Annotated in this window: 25 protein-coding genes; 13 read left to right on the top strand and 12 right to left on the bottom strand. The window is 46.3% G+C overall.

The genetic code is table 11. The annotated features are described in order from the left end of the window. The first annotated feature begins 324 nt into the window (after positions 1-324). From msrA to OCU74_RS14225, 7 genes are all read left to right on the top strand, one after another. Positions 325-954: a peptide-methionine (S)-S-oxide reductase MsrA gene (msrA, locus tag OCU74_RS14195; protein ID WP_087482332.1), complete on the top strand. Its 630-nt coding sequence runs from the start codon at positions 325-327 to the stop codon at positions 952-954. A gap of 151 nt (positions 955-1,105) precedes the next feature. Next, on the top strand, positions 1,106-1,432 hold the full coding sequence (locus OCU74_RS14200; RefSeq protein WP_159457463.1) for a DUF2607 family protein: 327 nt from the start codon (positions 1,106-1,108) through the stop codon (positions 1,430-1,432). A 226-nt stretch (positions 1,433-1,658) separates the two neighbouring features. Beyond that, complete coding sequence (gene zrgA, locus OCU74_RS14205) at positions 1,659-2,309, top strand: zinc uptake protein ZrgA (protein WP_087482330.1); 651 nt, start codon at positions 1,659-1,661, stop codon at positions 2,307-2,309. A 60-nt stretch (positions 2,310-2,369) separates the two neighbouring features. Then, entirely contained in the window at positions 2,370-3,086 is a 717-nt protein-coding gene (locus tag OCU74_RS14210; RefSeq protein ID WP_087482329.1) for an ABC transporter ATP-binding protein, read from the top strand. After that, entirely contained in the window at positions 3,083-4,342 is a 1,260-nt protein-coding gene (locus OCU74_RS14215) for an ABC transporter permease (protein WP_087482328.1), read from the top strand. The genes OCU74_RS14210 and OCU74_RS14215 overlap by 4 nt, the downstream gene beginning before the upstream one ends. A 9-nt stretch (positions 4,343-4,351) precedes the next feature. After that, positions 4,352-4,852, top strand: a complete 501-nt coding sequence (locus tag OCU74_RS14220) for a DUF3299 domain-containing protein (protein ID WP_087482327.1) — start codon at positions 4,352-4,354, stop codon at positions 4,850-4,852. Between the two features lie 246 nt (positions 4,853-5,098). Further along, positions 5,099-5,992 (top strand): TIGR03899 family protein, encoded by an 894-nt coding sequence (locus OCU74_RS14225; protein WP_087482326.1) that lies wholly within the window; start codon positions 5,099-5,101, stop codon positions 5,990-5,992. 21 nt (positions 5,993-6,013) lie between these two features. Here OCU74_RS14225 and cysC read toward each other — a convergent pair whose 3' ends face one another. From cysC to cobA, 5 genes are all read right to left on the bottom strand, one after another. Then, entirely contained in the window at positions 6,014-6,643 is a 630-nt protein-coding gene (gene cysC / locus OCU74_RS14230) for an adenylyl-sulfate kinase (protein ID WP_087482325.1), read from the bottom strand. Between the two features lie 54 nt (positions 6,644-6,697). Further along, a complete protein-coding gene (locus tag OCU74_RS14235) occupies positions 6,698-8,422 on the bottom strand; it encodes an SLC13 family permease (RefSeq protein ID WP_087482324.1) in 1,725 nt (574 codons plus the stop codon). Positions 8,423-8,464: 42 nt separating this feature from the next. Beyond that, entirely contained in the window at positions 8,465-9,892 is a 1,428-nt protein-coding gene (gene cysN, locus OCU74_RS14240) for a sulfate adenylyltransferase subunit CysN (protein WP_087482323.1), read from the bottom strand. 18 nt (positions 9,893-9,910) lie between these two features. Further along, positions 9,911-10,819 carry a sulfate adenylyltransferase subunit CysD gene (gene cysD, locus OCU74_RS14245; RefSeq protein WP_087482322.1) on the bottom strand — a complete coding sequence of 303 codons (909 nt, stop codon included), beginning with the start codon at positions 10,817-10,819 and terminating at the stop codon, positions 9,911-9,913. Between the two features lie 102 nt (positions 10,820-10,921). Next, positions 10,922-11,794: a uroporphyrinogen-III C-methyltransferase gene (gene cobA / locus OCU74_RS14250; RefSeq protein ID WP_087482321.1), complete on the bottom strand. Its 873-nt coding sequence runs from the start codon at positions 11,792-11,794 to the stop codon at positions 10,922-10,924. Positions 11,795-12,027: 233 nt separating this feature from the next. Here cobA and OCU74_RS14255 point away from each other — a divergent pair, with 233 nt between their 5' ends. The 4 genes from OCU74_RS14255 to OCU74_RS14270 all read left to right on the top strand — a co-directional run bounded on the left by OCU74_RS14255 (position 12,028) and on the right by OCU74_RS14270 (position 16,116). Continuing rightward, positions 12,028-13,989, top strand: coding sequence for a bifunctional 2',3'-cyclic-nucleotide 2'-phosphodiesterase/3'-nucleotidase (locus OCU74_RS14255; RefSeq protein WP_087482320.1), 1,962 nt, complete (start codon positions 12,028-12,030; stop codon positions 13,987-13,989). 67 nt (positions 13,990-14,056) lie between these two features. Then, on the top strand, positions 14,057-14,632 hold the full coding sequence (locus tag OCU74_RS14260; protein ID WP_143693287.1) for a Crp/Fnr family transcriptional regulator: 576 nt from the start codon (positions 14,057-14,059) through the stop codon (positions 14,630-14,632). A gap of 120 nt (positions 14,633-14,752) precedes the next feature. Further along, on the top strand, positions 14,753-15,202 hold the full coding sequence (locus OCU74_RS14265) for a GNAT family N-acetyltransferase (RefSeq protein WP_087482319.1): 450 nt from the start codon (positions 14,753-14,755) through the stop codon (positions 15,200-15,202). A gap of 5 nt (positions 15,203-15,207) precedes the next feature. Continuing rightward, entirely contained in the window at positions 15,208-16,116 is a 909-nt protein-coding gene (locus OCU74_RS14270; protein ID WP_087482318.1) for a DMT family transporter, read from the top strand. Here the strand turns inward: OCU74_RS14270 and OCU74_RS14275 are convergent. Continuing rightward, positions 16,062-16,655 (bottom strand): OapA family protein, encoded by a 594-nt coding sequence (locus OCU74_RS14275; protein ID WP_087482317.1) that lies wholly within the window; start codon positions 16,653-16,655, stop codon positions 16,062-16,064. The two genes, OCU74_RS14270 and OCU74_RS14275, sit on opposite strands and share 55 nt — an antisense overlap. A 228-nt stretch (positions 16,656-16,883) precedes the next feature. Between OCU74_RS14275 and OCU74_RS14280 the strand changes: the two genes are divergently transcribed. Together OCU74_RS14280 and OCU74_RS14285 are read left to right on the top strand one after the other, a co-directional pair. Next, positions 16,884-17,504, top strand: coding sequence for an FKBP-type peptidyl-prolyl cis-trans isomerase (locus OCU74_RS14280; protein ID WP_087482316.1), 621 nt, complete (start codon positions 16,884-16,886; stop codon positions 17,502-17,504). A gap of 110 nt (positions 17,505-17,614) precedes the next feature. Then, positions 17,615-18,109, top strand: coding sequence for a DUF2780 domain-containing protein (locus tag OCU74_RS14285; RefSeq protein WP_087482315.1), 495 nt, complete (start codon positions 17,615-17,617; stop codon positions 18,107-18,109). A gap of 76 nt (positions 18,110-18,185) precedes the next feature. On the opposite strand, the gene rplQ is transcribed toward OCU74_RS14285, so the two are convergent. The 6 genes from rplQ to rpmJ all read right to left on the bottom strand — a co-directional run bounded on the left by rplQ (position 18,186) and on the right by rpmJ (position 21,284). Further along, positions 18,186-18,566, bottom strand: a complete 381-nt coding sequence (gene rplQ, locus OCU74_RS14290) for a 50S ribosomal protein L17 (protein ID WP_059119775.1) — start codon at positions 18,564-18,566, stop codon at positions 18,186-18,188. Between the two features lie 26 nt (positions 18,567-18,592). Further along, entirely contained in the window at positions 18,593-19,585 is a 993-nt protein-coding gene (locus OCU74_RS14295; protein ID WP_087482314.1) for a DNA-directed RNA polymerase subunit alpha, read from the bottom strand. A gap of 24 nt (positions 19,586-19,609) precedes the next feature. After that, positions 19,610-20,230, bottom strand: a complete 621-nt coding sequence (rpsD, locus tag OCU74_RS14300; RefSeq protein ID WP_021019664.1) for a 30S ribosomal protein S4 — start codon at positions 20,228-20,230, stop codon at positions 19,610-19,612. Positions 20,231-20,257: 27 nt separating this feature from the next. Beyond that, the gene (gene rpsK, locus OCU74_RS14305) at positions 20,258-20,647 is read right to left on the bottom strand and encodes a 30S ribosomal protein S11 (protein ID WP_001118870.1); all 390 of its coding nucleotides are present in this window, start codon (positions 20,645-20,647) and stop codon (positions 20,258-20,260) included. 18 nt (positions 20,648-20,665) lie between these two features. Next, positions 20,666-21,022 (bottom strand): 30S ribosomal protein S13, encoded by a 357-nt coding sequence (gene rpsM, locus OCU74_RS14310; protein ID WP_087482313.1) that lies wholly within the window; start codon positions 21,020-21,022, stop codon positions 20,666-20,668. Positions 21,023-21,170: 148 nt separating this feature from the next. Continuing rightward, positions 21,171-21,284 (bottom strand): 50S ribosomal protein L36, encoded by a 114-nt coding sequence (gene rpmJ / locus OCU74_RS14315; protein ID WP_000868186.1) that lies wholly within the window; start codon positions 21,282-21,284, stop codon positions 21,171-21,173. Between the last annotated feature and the right edge of the window lie 11 nt (positions 21,285-21,295).

The following is a 21,295-nucleotide window of genomic DNA, read 5'->3' on the forward strand; positions in this document are numbered from 1 at the left end:
TTACCTTTTGGACGCATTTTACTCGGTCAATCCCTGTATGGGATGGTCATCGTTTGTCCGACCTTTCTTGTCGGGCTCATCCAATGGCAACACGAGAGATAATCAGGATTGATTCATGCTGTTTCTGCGGTCTGAACTTCATCTCTGGAAGCCAGTTAACACTTTTCACTCAACCGTACAAAACACCATCATTCTCTGACTATTTTTACCGCAGAAAAACAACAAGCCGGTTCGCGTCTCATAAAATATGAACTACATTTATAAACCCAACACCCCAAGACACATCCTTACACATGCCATATGAAGATAATACAAGGTAAAGTCATGTCAGAAAAACAACAGATGGTTACAGAAGAAACTGCGCTGAAAGGTCGTTTCACTCCACTTGAGATTGAAGACAGCCACTTTGTCAATCATTCCCGGCTCACTGCCGAACCGGAAAAAGGGCAGCAGAAAATATTAGTCGGGATGGGGTGTTTCTGGGGAGCGGAAAGACTGTTCTGGCAACTTCCCGGCATCGTTTCTACATCCGTCGGCTATTCAGGCGGATATACGCCTAATCCTACTTATGAAGAGGTCTGTACCGGTCTGACGGGCCATACGGAAGTGGTCAGGATTATTTACCAGCCACAACAGATTTCTCTGGAAAAACTGCTGGGTTACTTCTGGGAAAATCATGACCCGACTCAGGGAATGCGTCAGGGCAATGATCTGGGAACACAATACCGTTCAGCCATTTATGTCTACAATGATAAACAACGATTAATTGCCGAACATTCCCGGCAAACCTACCAAAAATCACTGATGCACGAAGGTCAGGGAAAAATTACGACCGAGATCCTGTCAGCCGGGCCTTATTACTTTGCCGAAAGCTACCATCAACAGTATCTGGCGAAAAACCCCAATGGCTATTGCGGACTTGCCGGCACCGGAGTGTGCTTCAACCCGCTCTGACCGGATAGCGGATTATTATACGAAGAAAAATTGTTACACGAATAAAACTTGCACCAGCCGACAATTGTTATATTATAACATTTCTATCATTAACACCGGATGTTACATGTCGGCTGCCACTCAAACTGTAGGTTTATTAAAAGAAATAGGTTTGTCAGAAAAAACAAATCTGTCAAAAGAAATAAGTCTGTCAGAAATAATACGTCAGCCGATGAAGATGGTTGCACTTGCCTCCATCTTTTTGACACTCTGGCTCAGCGCTGCCTACATTGTTCATCAATCTGACACATTGGCCGTGCATCATCAGCACCATGACTGTCAGTTATTTGCCGGTATTCACCATGCAATTCAATCTCATGGAACCATTCTGCCAGTCATCGCGTCTCACGAATTTATCGAGCCGACTGCTGAAATTATAAAAATAAGCCTCCCGTTTCTGGCTTATTTTGCACGCTCACCTCCGCTAGTCATTCAGTAACCCAGCCCGGAATCGAAGACGCTCAAATATGTCTCAGAAGCGCTTCACAGCATGAAACTCCACAATTACATATGGGTTCTCTTGTGATGCATCTGCAACGGTCAGACTGAGTCATCTAAAATAAAGTCATCAGTCCCCGTATTGATCCATTTGATTGGTACGCCGATTCCGAACCGGGGTTAACTATGAATTTTGTTTAAGTCATCTTAACTACGGAGTTTTTTACATGTTAAAAATACATAACCTTGCAATCCTTGCAGGGCTGATCACGGCTGCATCCGCTCATGCAGAAGAGAACTTTCGCCAGCATGAAGCGCACGTTCACGGTGTTGTCGAAATGAACATTGCTCAGGATGCCAATGAATTACTGGTTGAAATCACTTCACCGGGAATGGATATTGTCGGTTTTGAGCATCCGCCACAAACCCCTCAGGAGCATCAGGCTCTCGATCAGGCGATGGAACTGCTGGAACAGGCGGATAATCTCATCACGATCAATACTCAGGCAGGCTGTAAGCTTGAACATAGCGATGTGCACCAAACCTCTCATCATCATGAAGATGAGCATGATCACGATGCTGCGCATCACCACGATCATGATGAAGCAGCCCATGACAGCGAACACCATCATGACCATGATGAAGACGCCCATGAAGATGAACATCACCATGACGGAGATGAACATGAGCATGGTACGCATAATGCGTTCTCAATTCAGTATCGCTATACCTGCCGGGATAGCGAAAATCTGAACCACCTGTCAACCCAGTGGTTTAATCATTTCCCACACACTCATGAAATCCACACCAATGTCTTTACGGATCGTCAGCAGACAGCCATTAAGCTGAATCCACACCAGACCGATGTGTCTTTATAACGTGAACTTCAAATACCGGCAGGGCAGTCTATGCCCTGCCTTATCAGAGGATTTCGAGTGATGAAGGATTCACAACCATCCGGATCAGAATACGTAATCGAACTCAGCAATGCGCAGTTTCGGTGGGCTGATGATGCACCACCGACCATTGATATTGAACACCTGACTGTCAGCGCCGGTGAACACCTGTTTATCAAAGGACCCAGTGGCTGCGGGAAGTCGACACTTCTTGCTCTGTTAACCGGTATTAATACCTGCCAGTCCGGTTCGGTCTCGGTGTTAAACCATGATCTGTCCCAACTGACATCCAGACAGAGAGACAGGTTCCGGGCTGATCATATCGGTTATATATTCCAGCAGTTTAATCTATTGCCGTATCTGTCCGTCATTGACAATGTACTGCTCCCCTGCCATTTCTCGGAGCTACGCCGCACAAATGTTTCCGGTTCTTTACACGAAAAAGCCCGACAACTGCTGACCGGGCTGAAGCTACCAGAACATCTACTGACTCAACCGGTGGTAGAACTCAGTATCGGACAACAGCAACGGGTTGCCGCTGCCCGGGCTTTAATTGGCTCGCCAAAGCTCATTATTGCCGACGAACCTACCTCAGCGCTGGACTACGATAACCGCAGTGCTTTCATTGAGCTCCTGATGGAAGAAGCCGATCAAGTGAATGCCACACTGATTTTTGTCAGCCACGATCCCACTCTGGAATCAATGTTTAACCGCAGCATCAATTTGCCGCAACTGAACCTGGCGGGGAAACACGTATGAAAATCATTATGAATCTGGCCTGGAAAAGCGTGCTCAACAGGAAAACAACAGCACTGTTAACCGTTCTGACCGTCGCAATCTCGGTTATTCTGCTCATGGGAGTCGAACGGATCCGGACACAGGCCAAAAGTAGCTTTGCCAATACCATTTCAGGTACCGATCTGATCGTCGGCGGGCGCTCCGGACAGGTCAATCTGCTACTTTATTCGGTATTTCGTATCGGCAACGCGACCAACAATATCGACTGGAAAAGCTTTCAGGAATTCAGTCATCACCGGGCGGTAAAATGGGCAATCCCTATTTCACTGGGAGACTCTCATAAAGGCTTTCGGGTGATGGGCACCAACCTTGATTATTTCAAGTTCTATCAATACGGACATAAACAGCATTTAAGCTTTCAGGAAGGTCAGCCTTTCCACAGCCTGTTCGATACCGTCATCGGTTCCGATGTTGCCAAAAAGCTGGGCTATCATATCGGCAGTAAAATCGTCATTGCACATGGTATCAGCGATGTCGGTTTCAGCCGCCACGACAAACTACCTTTCACCGTTACCGGAATTCTTGCTCCCACAGGAACTCCCGTTGATAGAACCGTTCATGTCTCGTTGGGAGCAATTGAAGCGATTCACGTCGGTTGGGAATCCGGAGCGCATATCGGCAATACACCGGATGCTGCCGTTCTGGAAAAGCGACATTTCCAGCCCGGTCAGATTACAGCGATGTATCTGGGCCTGAAATCCCGTATCCAGACTTTTGCCTTGCAACGGGAGATCAATGAATACCGTAAAGAACCATTAAGTGCGATTCTTCCCGGTGTTGCGCTACAAGAGCTATGGGGAATGATGTCCGTTGCAGAACAAGCCCTGATGGCCGTTTCTGTCTTCGTCGTGATTGCCGGTCTGATGGGAATGCTCAGCAGTCTCCTGACCAGTTTGCAGGAAAGACGGCGGGAAATGGCAATTCTCCGGGCGATGGGCGCCCAGCCCAAACATGTCTTTGCCTTACTGATTAGTGAAGCCAGTGCGTTGACCTTTACCGGCATTATTGTAGGCGTGGCGGGTTTATACGGGCTGATGTCGATTATCGCGCCATTGATCCATGCGCAATACGGTATCATTATTACCCTTGATCGCCTGAGTTCTCATGAATGGCAACTACTCGGTTACGTGCAGCTTGCGGGGATTCTGATCGGCGTTGTTCCGGCAATACGAGCCTACCGGCAATCGCTCAGCGATGGGATGACCATAAGAATATAGGAAGTTTGAATGAAGAATTATTTTTTATCTGTCATGCTTTTGTGCGTGACACTGTTTTCTTTCTCAGTCTGGAGTGCGCAAGCACCCCAGACGCTTGACTGGATGGATCTCATCCCACAGAAAGAACGTCACCAGTTCGATCAGAAAGGGATGCCGGCCGTCAGTCACAATGGGAATACTCCGGCCCAGCAAAACCATATCGGTTCAGTCAGACCGGAACTCGACGGAAAGTTTGTCAAAATTCCCGGCTTTGTGATTCCACTGGAAGGAGACGATCAGACCATCACAGAATTTCTGCTGGTTCCTTATTTCGGAGCATGTATTCATGTACCACCGCCACCGCCGAATCAGATTATTTATGTCAAATTTCCTCAGGGAGCTCCGGTTCAGGAACTGTGGGACGTTATCTATGTGGTAGGAAAACTGAAAGCAGAACCCGTCAGCAGTGACGTTGCTGATGCCGGCTACAAGATTGAAGGAAGTCGTATCGAGCCTTACGATGATCAGTAAACGCGGTTATACGACAAGATAGCTTGAAAGATAGCCAAGCAATGCAAAATAAAGAATGAATAATACGGTGACAGACAGAGCCTTTTTCACTGGAAGTATCAATTTTCAAAATTAACAGTAGTAACAATTTTAACAAAACATTAGCATTCTGAGTAGCGAAAATTGATCAATCCGGCTAGATGTATCTCGAATTCCGAGTTAAATTGTCACTATTACGCTTACTTGTCAGTTGGTATCGAATTATTCATGGAACAGCGAACTCCCACGATTATTGAACATGAGGCTGATAGCCCGAAGAAGTCTCATTCAAGAGGTCACTACATCAAAGATAGTGGTCATCGGATTCAGAATATCGCCAGAGATCACGGGTTAGATGCGCTGATCAGTGAAGAGAAAATCGAAGTAACGCCACTCGATCGGGCATTAAAGCGGGAACATAAACGTAAAGAACAACGTCAGAGAAATCTGGAAAGTATTGTCAGACTTGCCCATAAATCCTGTAAAAACGAAACTGCCGGAGATCCGGATCAGGACTGGCTCTACCGTTTCTTCGATATGGCGCAGGATATTCATAACTCTTCGATGCAGCGGCTGTGGGCTCAGGTTCTCAAACGTGAAGTGACTAATCCTGGCTCAACCTCGATGAAAGCGCTCCGGGTTCTGAAAGATATGACGCCGAAAGAAGCGCAAATTCTGCAAAAATCTGCGGCACTCGCTTGTAGTTTCGGCAATGACAACAGCCGGAAACTATTAGTCGGGCTTCGGGCACACAACGGGATTTTTACTTTCGGTAAGCGGGACGTCACCATTACACTGAGTCTGGGCAGCTTCCAGCTTCCTTATTCGAGCCTGCTGGTTCTGATCGAGCTCGGTCTGCTTCACGCTACAGAGCTGGAATCGGGGGAAATTGAGCAAGAGTCTGCACTGTCATTCCATTATCAGGGAAAAAATCTTTCGCTTCAGGCGATGAACAGAGGCATTCACTTGCTCTACTATCGTTTCAGTCCGACCGGTAATGAGCTGTGCAAGCTGTTGGGCAATAAACTTCATCAACAGTACTATGATCAAATGATTGCCCTGCTCGGGCAGAAATTTATGGTGCATACCGATGTCACTGGCAGTATCCACCACACGGTTTAACCGCTTCTGCCCTTCCTGACTTTAATTCGATACCGGTGCAATGATGCCGCGCTGGCTTAACTCACTCACACAAAGTTCAACCAACGCATCGATCCCCTGTTCACCGGCAGGTAAATCAATTTCTGGTTGTAATGGCACTTCATATTCAGAGTCGATCCCGGTAAAGTTTGCAATCTCCCCGGCTCTGGCTTTCTTATAAAGCCCTTTCGGGTCACGCTGTTCGCAGACTTCCAGAGTTGTGTTGACAAATACTTCCAGAAACTCACCTTCCGGAAGCAGTTCCCGAACCATCTGGCGTTCGGCACGGTGAGGAGAGATAAAAGCCGTCAGCACAATAAGTCCGGCATCGGCCATCAGTTTTGCCAGTTCACCGATGCGACGGATATTTTCCCGCCGATCCTGTGCTGAAAAACCAAGATCGCTACATAATCCGTGACGAACATTATCGCCATCTAACAAATAGGTATGATAACCCAGTTGAGCCAGACGATTTTCCAGAGCACCAGCCACTGTTGATTTTCCCGCCCCGGATAATCCGGTAAACCAAAGAACCGCTGGCTTCTGATTCTTCAGCGTCGCACGAAATGCTTTATCGATCGCATGCTGGTGCCACACGATATTCTCATCTTTTTTAGTCGGTGCGGTACTCATAGCACTCTTCCTCTACACATAAACATGAAACATATTAGGTTTAATCAAAATAGGTTAAAACGGGAAAAAAACCGGAATCAACGTCAGAACCAGAGTTGAATAGACCAAAGAAATTGGAATACCGATTCTGACATAGTCACTGATTTTGTAATTTCCGACACTATAAACCAACAGATTGGTCTGATAGCCATAAGGCGAAATAAAACTGGCACTGGCACCAAACAGAACAGCCATAATAAACGGCATTGGATCAACGCCATAACCAACAGCCAGACTATAACCAAGCGGAAAAGCCAGCGCTGCGGCGGCATTATTGGTGATCAGTTCGGTCAGAACCAGAGTAATCAAATAGGTGGCGACCAAACCACCAAAAACTCCCCAGCCGTTTAGCGTATGAATAAAGAATTCCCCCATCCGCTGGGAAAGTCCGGATGAGATCATCAACTGGGCAATCGACAGCGCTGAACCAACGATCACCACAATATCGACCGGAAAACGCCGACGTAACTCACCGATCTGCACTACACCAAATGCAACCAGTAAAATCAGATAGATAGCTAATCCTTTAATGATCGGCAACAGATGAAACAGTGCAGCACCAATCACAGCAGTGAAGCCAAGTAATACCAGACTGGATTTATGACTATCCAGCCTGGCACTCGAATCCAGATCATTCATGAAAACAAATTCCCGGCGCAGCGCATGGCGCTGAGCCTCAAACTGTTTTCCGGGAACCAGCACCAGCGTATCACCGGCAGTTAACACCACATTGCCCAACCCGCCTTCCAGACGTTCGTGTCCACGACGAATCGCAACAACAACAGCATCAAAACGGTCCCGGAATCGACTGGATTTCAGAGTCTTATTACAAAAACTGGCAGAAGAACTCACCACAACTTCAACAAAATTCTGCCCATTCAGATGATGCTGGCCAAACAAGGTTAAGCCTTTAATTTCCTGCAAGGTCGAAACACTTTCTACATCACCACAGAATAGCAATCGGTCCTGAGCCTGCAATACAAAGTCCGGTCCGACTGAAGGCACACTTTCTCCGTTACGGATAACCTCGGCTAAAAACAGTTTTCGCAATGCCCGTAGATTATTTTCTGCAATGCTACGTCCGACTAACGGAGAGTTTGGTTCAACAATCGCTTCCAGAAAATAAGGCAGCTCATCCTGCCCCTGCTCATCATAGTTCGGCAGCAGGTAGCTAAGAGGAATCAGGATCAGAACACCACCGGCAAGAACGGCCAGCCCGATCATGGTCGGCGCAAAAAAATCGAGACTCGGCAGACCGGCATCTTCAACAAAGCTGTTAATGATGAGATTTGTCGATGTGCCAATCAACGTCAGTGTTCCGCCAAAAATGGCAGTATAAGAGAGCGGGATCAGTAATTTTGAGGGAGCATGCTGCTGATTGCGCTTGATCGCCCCGATCAGAGAAACCACAACAGCGGTATTATTGGTAAATGAGGAAAGAAAAGCGGTCGATAATCCCAGTTTAGCAATCACCGTACCTAGCTTTCCTTCTGAAATATTGCTGCTGATCCAACCAATAAGACGGGTTTTTTCCAACCCGGCAGAAGCCAGAATCAACAGAATCAGTGTGAGCAGAGATGAGTTTGTGAAATTCGCCGCCAGATCATTTACTTCGATCATACCGGCCATAAAGGCGATAAAAGCTGCCCCTGCAAAGATAAAACTGGGCTTGACCCGTGTTATCAGCAAGCAGATAACCACACTGCATAGAATCGCAATTAACAGCCCTTGTTCCCACATCACTCATCCCTCAGAGAGGGTGAGTTCACCCCCTCAAACAGCCTACTTCAGCAACTGACCGATATCTTTTGCACCCCAGTGTGGGAAGTGCTTACGAATCAACGCATTCAGTTCAAGCTCAAATTCAGAGAAATCTCCCTGCACCTGAGCAACACTTTGCAGGCTGTCACGAACCAGCCCGGCACCGACAGTCACATTCGTCAGCCGGTCAATCACGATAAAACCACCGGTATCAGCACAATCGAGATACTTATCCAGTGCTATCGCCTGATTGAATGTCCACTCACATAACCCGATACCATTCAGTGGCAGAGACTCCGCCTGATAGGTTGAAAGGTTATTGATATCGTACTGATGTCGAATCTCCTTCACCTGACCAATGGTCTTATGCCCGGCGATTTTAATGTCATAATCACGGCCAGCTTTCAGCGGTTGTTCTGTCATCCAGACCACATCGGCCAGCAGGTGATTGGTCGTTTCAAGCTGAGCATTCTCCAGAACGATCAAATCGCCACGACTGATATCAATCTCATCGTTCAGTGTCAGAGTCACTGCCTGACCGGCAGATGCCTGTTCCAGATCACCATCAAAAGTCACAATGCGGGCGACCGTTGAAATTTTTCCTGATGGTAGTGATTTAACGCTATCACCGACCCGGACAACACCCGATGCGATCGTTCCGGCAAATCCACGGAAATCGAGATTCGGGCGGTTCACATATTGAACCGGGAAACGGAACTCGCCACTGCCTTTCTCCTGATCGACATCGACGGTTTCCAGCAACTCAAGTAACGACGGTCCCTGATACCAGTGCATATGCTGGCTTTTATCAACAACGTTGTCTCCTTCGAGAGCCGAGATCGGAATAATCTGAATATCGATTTCACCCTGAAGGTGCCGGGAAAACTCAAGATATTCCTGACGAATCTCTTCAAAACGATCCTGAGAATAATCCACCAGATCCATCTTATTGACCGCGACAACAAAATGTTTCAGTCCCAGAAGATTGGAAATGAATGAGTGGCGACGCGTCTGATCCAGAACCCCTTTCCGGGCATCGATCAGAATAACGGCCAAATCACATGTAGACGCACCGGTTGCCATATTACGGGTGTACTGCTCATGTCCCGGAGTATCTGCAATAATAAATTTACGCTTTTGTGTCGAGAAATAGCGATACGCAACATCAATCGTGATGCCTTGTTCGCGTTCTGCCTGTAATCCATCAACCAACAGAGCCAGATCCGGACGTTCACCCGTCGTGCCGACCCGCTGACTGTCCGAGTGAACGGCTGCCAGCTGATCTTCATAGATCTGTTTTGAATCATGGAGCAAACGACCGATCAACGTACTTTTGCCGTCATCGACGGAACCACATGTCAGAAATCTAAGCAACGATTTGTGCTGGTGTTGATCGAGATAACCTTCAATACCTAACTCAGCTAGCTGAGCCTGAACTGCGCTATTCATAAAACTTTCCTTCGCCCCTTAGAAATAACCCTGACGTTTTTTCAGTTCCATTGATCCGGATTGATCGTGATCGATGGCACGTCCCTGACGTTCACTGGATGTTGCCACCAGCATTTCTTCAATGATTTCAGGCAATGTACTTGCCGTTGATTCGATGGCTCCGGTCAGCGGATAGCATCCCAGAGTGCGGAAACGAACCGACTTATTCTCAACAACTTCACCCGGCAGAATTTCCATCCGTTCGTCATCAACCATGATCAGCATGCCATCACGCTCAACTACAGGACGAATGTCGGCAAAGTAAAGCGGGACAATATCGATATTTTCCAGATAGATATATTGCCAGATATCCAGCTCAGTCCAGTTCGACAGAGGGAAAACCCGGATACTTTCACCTTTGTTAATCTGGCCGTTATAGGTATGCCAGATCTCAGGACGCTGGTTCTTTGGATCCCAGGTATGGTTCTTATCCCGGAATGAGTACACCCGCTCTTTAGCCCGTGACTTCTCTTCATCCCGGCGGGCACCACCGAATGCGGCATCAAAACCGTACTTATTCAGTGCCTGCTTCAACCCCTGAGTTTTCATAATATCGGTATGTTTTGAACTTCCGTGGACAAATGGATCAATTCCCATTTCAAGTCCTTCCGGGTTCTTATGTACCAGTAACTCAAAGCCGTATTTTTCCGCTGTTTTATCCCGGAATTCGATCATTTCACGGAATTTCCAGTTGGTATCAACATGGAGTAGCGGAAAAGGGATTTTCCCCGGATAAAAAGCTTTGCGAGCCAGATGCAGCATCACCGATGAATCTTTTCCGATGGAATACATCATCACCGGATTACCGAATTCAGCTGCGACTTCACGGATAATGTGAATACTTTCAGCTTCTAGCTGTTTTAAATGTGTTAAGCGTTGTTGATCCATCTCTTGCTTCCTTTTGACTCACAAGATGAGTGTTATGCAATTCGATTTCGTAATTTATATGTCATCACTGGTAATTTATATGTCGCATGTATGCTGATGACTTTACGCATACTGACAGTGGGCTGCTGTATCCTGTCCGCTAAACCAGTTGAGTTTTTCGGACAATGCAACCACTTCACCAATGACGATTAAAGCTGGTGAATCGGCCTGAGCGGCCAGTTGTGGTAAATCAGCCAGAGTGCCGCAAAATAATTTCTGCGCTGCCTGAGTACCTCGCTCAATTACCGCGGCCGGAGTTTCAGCAGAACGACCATGCTGAATCAGCTGTTCCCGGATATAACCTGACTTCATCAGCCCCATATATATCACTAGTGTCTGCTGACCCCGGGCAAGTGTTGACCAGTCCATTTCATCGTTTTCAGCCCGGACATGACCCGTCACAAAAATAGCGGACTGAGCGTAGTCCCGGTGTGTCAGCGGAATACCGGCATAGGCTGTTGCCCCGGCAGCGGCAGTAATTCCGGGAACCACCTGAAAACGGACACCGGCATCGAATAGTGTTTCCAGCTCTTCACCGCCTCGTCCGAAGATAAATGGATCTCCGCCCTTAATACGCACAACCCGATGCCCTTGCTTCGCGAAGTCCACCAGTAACTGGTTGGTTTTTTCTTGTGGGACACTATGGTGCCCAGCACGCTTCCCGACACACACCAGAATGGTGCTGTCGGGGACCAGTGACATGATCTCTTCTGAAACCAGATAATCGTACAAAACGACGTCGGCCTGCTGCAGAAAACTGACGGCTTTGACCGTTAATAATTCCGGGTCACCCGGACCCGCACCGACCAGCGCAACTTCTCCGGCCTGTAACTGAGATTTTGTGAAGTGATAGCTGATTCGTTCTGACTCATTGACCTTCACAGATGAACGTACTTGTTTGACTGGTAAACGAGTCACAACCTGATCCTTCGCCATAACACACTCCACCTAAAATGAATAAGTGCATTATGGCGGCCTCATCATATGACATGAAATTCTAAAATTTTATTTTTTATTCGAAAAACTGCTAAGAACACTTTCTTATCAGTCAGAAGCTCCAGCCCATGTATTCAAAGATACACATCACATTTTATAACCTATTGAAATATAGGTTTCATTCATATTTGCTACATTAATCAGGTTATTCACCTTTATGGATAAGACTCCACATGAAGCAGCAAAAAAAATATCTCACACTGACATTACTCGGCAGTTTGTTGGCACTTCCGTTATCAGTCGATGCAGAAACCGTACATCTTCGTATCATTGAAACCACTGACATCCATGCCAATGTCATGGATTATGACTACTACAAAGACAAACCTTCAGAAAAAATCGGCTTACTCCGGGCTGCAAGTCTGGTCAGAAAGGCTCGTGAGGAAAATCCGAACGCATTACTGGTCGATAACGGAGACCTGATTCAGGGAAGCCCGATGGGTGACTACATGGCAGCCAGAGGGATTAAACCCGGAGAAATCCATCCGGTTTATAAGGCAATGAATCTCCTTGGCTATGAGGTTGGGAATATTGGTAATCATGAATTCAACTATGGTCTGAAATATCTTCGTGAAACCCTCAATGATGCTGATTTTCCTTATATCAATGCCAATATATTTGATGCGAAAACAGACCAGCATTATTTCCGCCCCTATCTCATCAAATCTTATACATTGACCGATACCGAGGGAAAATCTCAGTCGTTGAAAGTTGGTTACATTGGCTTTACACCGCCTCAGATTATGGTTTGGGATAAAAAAAATCTCAGCGGAAACGTTTATACCAAAGACATAAAAGCGACGGCAGAAGCTCTCATTCCACAAATGAAACAGGAAGGTGCGGATGTCATTATTGCCATTCCGCATTCGGGAATTTCTACTGATCCTTACCGGGTCGGTGCCGAGAACTCAGTTTATTATCTGTCAGAAGTTCCCGGAATTGATGCCATCACCTTTGGTCATGCACATGCGGTCTTTCCCGGCAAGGGATTTGACCATCTGCCGGATGTTGATAATCACAAGGGAACAATTCATGGGGTCGCTGCTGTCATGCCCGGTCGCTGGGGAAGCCATGTTGGAATCATTGATCTGACTCTGGAAAAGAAAAATCATCAATGGCAGGTAACGGACAGCAAATCTGAAGCCCGCCCTATCTATGACAATACAGCTCACCATGCACTAGTGTCTGCCGATCCACAGCTCCGTCAGGCCGTTCAGTCAGACCATCTGGCCACCCAACAATTTGTTAATCAGCCTATCGGTCGCGCTAGTGACAAGATGTATAGCTATCTGGCACTGGTGCAGGACGATCCCACAATTCAGATCGTCAATATGGCACAGAAAGCCTATGTTGAAAGGATGATTCAGGGCGATCCGGATTTGGATGGACTACCGGTCCTTGCAGCGGCCGCACCATTTAAAGCCGGTGGCAGAAAGAACGATCCGTCTAACTATACCGAAGTAGAAGCCGGACAGCTTACTTTCCGCAATGCAGCCGATCTCTATCTGTACCCCAACACACTGGTTGCATTAAAGATTAGTGGACGGGAATTAAAAGAGTGGCTGGAATGCTCCGCCGGACAATTCAGACAAATTGATCCCAACAAAGAAGAGCCTCAGTATCTGATCAACTGGGATGGATTCAGAACCTATAACTTCGATGTCATTGATGGCATTCAGTACCAGATCGATATTACTCAACCTGCCAGATATGATGGTGATTGCCAATTGATTCATCCGGATGCCGGACGCATTGATCATCTGTCTTATCAGGGAAAACCAGTACAAGAGAATCAGCAGTTTATTGTTGCAACCAACAACTACCGGGCTTATGGCAATAAATTCCCAGGAACCGGAGCATCACATGTTGCTTTTGACGCACCGGATGAAAACCGGGCCATTCTGGCCAGTTACATCACTCAGATGAGTAAGCAGGACGGAGAAGTTCATCCTAAAGCCGACAATAACTGGCATCTGGCTCCGCTTCAGACATCAAAAATTCTCGATATTCGCTTTGAAACGGCTCCGGGGGAGAAAGCCTCACAATTCATTCAGCAATATGGACGTTATCCGATGAAGCAGATCATGACTGATGACACAGGATTTGCGGTCTATCAGATTCGGCTACAAAAATAAGCATGAATTGATTACAGTAAAGCCGTAACAACGGTTACGGCTTTCTAGGTATTCTCTTGAGGTATTGATGAAAAAAACATTCCAGACCCATTTAGAGCATTATGGTTTTACAGATGAAGAAATTCAGGCATTGGTCGATATCGCAACACCTCTCGATTTACCAACACGCCATATTCTTTCTCATCAGGGAGAAGTCGCATCTCACATCTACTTTGTTCTGGAAGGAATATGTCACGCCAGTTACCTCACCGATAAAGGAAAATCTTTCAGCAAAGAGTTTTACTGGGAGTCAGACTGGATCATTGGTTTTGAAAGTCTGATAAAACAAGAACCATTACCTTATCTGCTGGAAACGCTTTCTCCGGTCAAATTGATGTATCTGCCGGTTAGTACTCTGTTTCAGTGGCACACATCCCAACATCCGGCTTATATCAAGCTACTGGAAGCCAAACTGATGCATAAAGAAAACAAAGAGAGATTTATGCTGCTCTATACACCGGAAGAGCGTTATCAGTTATTCCGCCAAAATTATCCGGAACTGCTCGACCGTCTGGCAGACTATCATGTTGCCGCTTATCTGGGCATCACACCAATCAGCCTGAGTCGTATCAAAAAGCGGCTCAATAATACTCAGGAAAATTGATGGCCAGCTCATTCCTGCTGAGAACTTTGAGTATTTACCATTAACATTTGTTAATGATAATCACATCATATAAAAGTAGATTATTGGTCATGACTTTCATTAACTCAGTCGGTATTTCTGATGATAACCTGGCAATTACTTCCCTTTTCCGAGCTGACAACGACACAGTTGTACCAACTCCTAAAACTGCGGGTTGACGTTTTTGTCGTTGAACAAACATGTCCTTATCCTGAGTTAGACGACAAAGACCATATGTCCGGAGTCCATCATCTGCTGGGTTACCGGAATGGAAAACTTCTTGCCTGTGCCCGCCTGATTCCACCTGGTATCAGCTATTCGGGATGTAGTATTGGCCGGGTCGCAACCCATATGTGTATCAGAGGAGAAGGTGCAGGACATCAGTTACTGACCCATGCGATTGAACGATGCAGTAATCTGTGGCCGGACACACCAATAGAAATTGGAGCACAGGAACAGTTAAAGACATTTTACAACCAACATGGATTTGTTCAGACTTCCGAACCTTATCTCGAAGATGGTATTTCTCATATCGACATGAAGAGAACATAATCATCATGCTGTCTCAGGAAATCGTCCGGACGGCAATCATTTTACTGATACTGGGAAATCTGGCGGCTTCATTATCAGACGTTGCCGTCAAAGCATTAGATGGCAGCGTCTCTCCATTTCAGTATATGTTTTTGCGCCAGCTTTTGTCCGTTGTACTTACTACGCCTTTCTGGTTATTTCAACCCAAAGAGAAGCGAGTACTGACTCACTTCGGAATTACCCTCATCCGCAGTCATCTGATCTTAATCGGAAGCGGATGCATGGTGGTCGCAATTACCTATCTTTCACTTGCCACTGCCAATGCTGTATTCTACGCAGCACCGCTCCTGATGTTACCGCTTTCGATCTGGTTACTCAGAGAATATCCGACCCGGAGTAAAGTGCTGAAAACCCTGATAGGGTTTTGTGGTGTTCTCATTGTATTGCGCCCCTCTCAGTTTCACTGGGCGGCTCTTTTTGCTTTGGGTACAGCAATTACACTGGCATTGTTTCAGATATTGGTTCGTAAATTACCGACTCAGCAAACACTTCCCACAACCCTATTCTGGACAAGTTTATTTTCTCTACCGGTTGCCGCTGTTCTGGCCTTTTATGACTGGCATACACTCGATATCCGAGCTGTTGGCTGGATTGGAATCAGTGCAATGATGGTTCTGGCTTACAACGGACTGGCTGTGGCTGCATACCGGCTCGCACCCGCTAATCAGATAGCTATTGCCGAATATTCAGGACTGATACTTGTCATCTTACTGGGCTGGGGCTGCTTTGGTGAAATACCAACAACACTCTCGATCATAGGAATAGGACTCATCGTTATTCCTCTGATGTCCTTCCGCTCAATTCGTTCATTGTTCAGACTCTATTTGCTACGTCCAAAGCCGCCACTGGATAAACGGAAAAACATCACCGACTGATCTTTCTGCTCCAGTTGTAAAATATCTAACTGCCCTTTGGTCGTCAGCTTATAACGAATCAGTTGCCCCGGTTTAATGTTACTGAGTGGCTTATCCAAACCTTCGACCTGAACCAATGCATTCAGATCAGCCAATGATAAATCATTCGCGCGGAAGACTTTAGAAAGCGTGTCACCATTTTGTACCGTGTAGGTAACCCACGTTGTTGTGCGAGGTTCAGAGGCTGGTTTCGGGGATGCGACTGGTGCGGAAGGTTCCTGTAAGCTATTTGGGTCCAGATCCAACGCAACACGCTGATCTCCAACAGGCAGCTCAGAAGCAATTTGTTCTTCCTTCGGCCACGGGATCAGGACAAGGAGAATGACAACTGGAGCCAGAATCATCAGTAAACGTTGATGTAACTTCGGCAGCTCACACCATACCCGACGACACTGTCTGACAACCTGCTGAAATGACTGCTGGAAATTTATAGCTGACCACTTGCTCTGAATAACGGCAAGATAGCCACCTTGCACCTTTTTTTCCTGTCGGCGATTCACGAATACACATCTCCCATTCTCACCACGAGTAGTATAAAAACTCCCGCGTAATGAGTATAGGGGAATCATGGCTAGAACTAAAATGTTGACATAATCTTAAAATATTTTCATCTAAGTTTAGAGACATGTCACACCAAAGTATGCAATGCAATATTCTCCTGGTTCTTCATTTCATCATTTATCAATAACTGCTATCCTCTAGCGTTTTAACGCAAAAGAGTGACAGTTATGTCTGACGTACAACTTGAAACAAATGAACAAAAGGCAAGCTACGGTATTGGTTTGCAAATGGGCCAACAGCTTGCTGGCAGTGGCTTAGAAGGACTGAGCGTCGATGCTATTGCTGCCGGAATTGCGACAGCATTAACTGGTGATATGCCAGCAATCGAAATCGATGAAATTAATCAGGCACTGCAAGCCGTACACGCAAAGGCGCAAGAAGCACGTGATGCAGTTGCAAAAGTAGCAGCAGCCGATGGTGAAGCATTCCTGAAAGACAATGCGCTACGCCCTGAAGTTACTGTATTAGAATCCGGTCTCCAATATGAAGTCATCACTGAAGGATCGGGTGACGTACCTACCTCAGATAAAACTGTTCGAGTACATTACCATGGTGAGCTGACTGACGGCACAGTATTCGATAGTTCTGTTTCACGTGGCCAGCCAGTTGAATTCCCGGTAACAGGAGTTATCAAAGGTTGGGTTGAAGCACTGCAAATCATGCCTGTCGGTTCAAAGTGGAAACTTTATATTCCTCAGGATCTTGCTTATGGTGAACGCGGCGCAGGTGCTGCTATTCCTCCATATGCTGCACTTGTCTTTGAAGTCGAACTTCTCGACATTCTGTAAGCGAATCAGCTGTAAGTAAATTAGCAAAGAATTAACATCAAGCGGTGCTCAGCACCGCTTTTTTTTATCTAAACTTAATCATCCGCTCACAATGATGGGAAATTCCATTTATGACCACAACACGCACTCTGATATGGGCGCTGATGTTAAGTGCCACACTCACAGCCCCAGGTTACGCTTCTTTCACACTCGGTGGTAACACAGAAAATCTCACAAGCACCATAGGAAAAACTCTTGGACTCACGGAAAGTAATTCAACTCTGATTTCACAGGTAACCAAACAGCTTCCCGTCTCCGGCCAACAGGCAACCGGTGGTGTCGGTGCATTATTATCACTAGCTCAGAATCAACTATCTGATGAGAATAATACCGAGCTCAATCAACTTGTCCCCGGAATAGAACATTTGTCGGATCTGAACCAGTCTGGAATTCAGAATGGGCTATCAGAAATTAACGATATGAATGCGGTCACCAGCACTTTTAAACAACTGGGATTGAGTCCCGACATGGTGTCACAATTCGTACCATTGATCTTAAAATACCTAACCACTCAGGGAGCAAGCGACGGACTACTCAGTTCACTCACCAGCTTATGGCAGAGTTAATCTGACAATTCATCATTTTTTCATCAGACACAAAAAAGCCGAGCATACGCTCGGCTTTCTTAAATAGACGAACTGATTACTCAGCAGCTTCAACAGCTTCTGGGCGATCAACAAGCTCAATGTAAGCCATTGGAGCTTTATCACCTGCACGGAAACCACACTTCAGAATTCGAGTGTAGCCACCTTGACGTGCAGCGAAACGTGGACCAAGTTCGTTAAATAGTTTTGCAACAACTTCGTTATCACGAGTGCGTGCAAATGCCAGACGACGGTTAGCAACACTGTCTGTCTTAGCTAGTGTAATCAAAGGCTCAACTACGCGACGTAGCTCTTTAGCTTTTGGCAAAGTAGTCTTGATAACTTCATGACGTACCAGAGAGCTAGCCATGTTGCTGAACATCGCTTTGCGATGACTGCTGTTGCGGTTGAGTTGACGACCACTCTTACGATGGCGCATGACCAAATCCTTCTAACTTGTATCGATTAATCTTCAGCGATAGATGCTGGCGGCCAGTTTTCCAGGCGCATACCCAGAGAAAGACCACGAGATGCAAGCACGTCTTTAATCTCTGTAAGAGATTTTTTACCAAGGTTAGGTGTTTTGAGTAGTTCCACCTCAGTACGCTGTACTAGATCACCGATGTAGTGAATCGCTTCTGCTTTCAAACAGTTAGCAGAGCGAACTGTTAGTTCAAGATCGTCTACAGGACGCAATAGGATCGGATCGAATTCAGGCTTCTCTTCTTTCTCCTCAGGAACTCGTACATCACGTAGATCTACGAATGCATCCAGTTGTTCAGCAAGAATTGTTGCTGCACGACGGATAGCTTCCTCAGGTTCGATTGTGCCATTTGTCTCCATATCGATGACGAGCTTGTCCAAATCAGTACGCTGCTCAACACGTGCTGCTTCTACAGTATAGGCGATTTTATCAACCGGACTGTAGGTAGCATCAACAAGCAAACGACCAATAGGACGATCATCTTCATCTGTATGAATACGAGCAGAAGCCGGAACATAACCACGACCACGTTGAACCTTGATGCGCATTGCGACCTCAGCATTGTCATCGGTAAGATGACAAATAACGTGCTCAGGGTTTACGATCTCAACATCACCATCATGAGTGATGTCACCTGCAACAACAGGGCCCGAGCCTGATTTGTTTAGTGTAATGAACACTTCATCTTTGCCTTCGGCAACGCGAACAGCCAAACCCTTCAGGTTCAGAAGGATTTCTAGGATATCCTCTTGAACACCTTCTTTGGTGCTGTACTCGTGTAGTACGCCTTCAATTTCAACTTCAGTCACTGCGCAACCAGGCATAGACGAAAGAAGAATTCGGCGAAGTGCATTACCCAGAGTATGGCCGAAACCACGCTCTAACGGCTCAAGAGTTACTTTTGCGTGTGTCGTGCTGATCTGTTCAATATCAACAAGACGTGGCTTAAGAAATTCTGTTACAGAACCCTGCATTGTGTCCTCTCTTTAATTTAAACCTTACTTAGAGTAAAGCTCGACGATCAATTGTTCGTTGATGTCAGCTGATAGATCTGAACGCTCTGGCAATCGCTTGAACGTACCTTCCATTTTGCTGCCATCCACTTCAATCCAAGTTGGTTTTTCGCGTTGTTCTGCAACTTCTAGAGCTGCTGTGATACGAGATTGCTTTTTCGCTTTCTCACGCACTGCAACAACGTCGTTTGCCGTAACATTGAAAGAAGGAATGTTTACTACTTTACCGTTTACCAGAATAGCCTTGTGGCTAACTAACTGACGTGCTTCTGAGCGAGTTGCGCCAAAGCCCATACGGTAAACAACATTATCCAAACGACCTTCAAGAAGCTGAAGTAGGTTTTCACCGGTGTTGCCTTTTAAACGGGCAGCTTCTTTATAGTAGTTACGGAATTGTTTTTCCAGAACGCCGTACATACGACGAACTTTTTGCTTCTCACGAAGCTGAACGCCATAATCAGATAGACGACCGCGACGAGCGCCGTGTACACCTGGTGCGTTATCGATTTTACACTTGGTATCTATCGCACGAATACCTGACTTAAGGAACAAGTCAGTACCTTCGCGGCGGCTAAGCTTCAGCTTAGGACCCAAATATCTTGCCATGATCTTTCTCCAATCTTCCCCGAAACGTTATACGCGACGTTTCTTAGGTGGACGACAACCGTTATGAGGGATTGGTGTCGCATCAACAATGTTTGTGATACGGAAACCAGCAGCGTTCAGTGCGCGAACAGTTGATTCACGACCTGGACCTGGACCCTTCACCATAACTTCCAGATTCTTAAGGCCATACTCTTTAGCCATTTCAGCACAACGCTCTGCAGCGACCTGTGCGGCAAACGGAGTAGACTTACGAGAACCACGGAAACCAGAACCGCCAGCAGTAGCCCAAGCCAGAGCGTTACCTTGACGATCAGTAATGGTTACGATTGTGTTGTTAAAAGATGCATGGATATGCGCCACGCCATCTGCGACTTGCTTGCGTACGCGCTTACGTGCGCGAGTTGGTTGTTTAGCCATTGTACTCTACCTTCCCGATTATTTCTTGATCGGCTTACGCGGACCCTTACGGGTGCGAGCGTTGGTTTTAGTACGCTGTCCACGTAGAGGTAGACTGCGACGATGACGAAGACCACGATAACAACCAAGGTCCATCAGACGCTTGATGTTCATAGATACTTCACGACGTAGATCACCTTCTACAGTGTATTTAGCTACACCATCACGCAGTTGATCGATCTGCTCTTCAGTTAGTTCACTGATCTTAACACTTTCAGCAATACCCAGTTCAGCCAAGATAGCTTGTGAACGAGTCTTACCGATGCCATAGATTGCAGTTAATGCAATTACAGCATGTTTGTGATCAGGAATGTTAATGCCTGCTATACGGGCCACTATTCACTCCTAGTACTTTCATCAAAGAATTAGCCGCAACAAAGCCCGTAGAGGATACGTTGCGGGATACTACTTCTTTTGCACGCAAAAGGTAGGCCGAGGAATATACTCGACCGACCTTGTTTTTTCAAGTAAAAATTTCTGCTAATTAGCCTTGGCGTTGCTTATGCTTTGGCTCACTGCAAATCACGCGAACAACACCGTTACGCTTGATAACTTTACAGTTACGGCAGATTTTTTTAACGGAAGCACGAACTTTCATTGCTAAACTCC

It is taken from the genome of Vibrio mangrovi (genome assembly GCF_024346955.1).
Classification (GTDB): Bacteria; Pseudomonadota; Gammaproteobacteria; order Enterobacterales; family Vibrionaceae; genus Vibrio; species Vibrio mangrovi.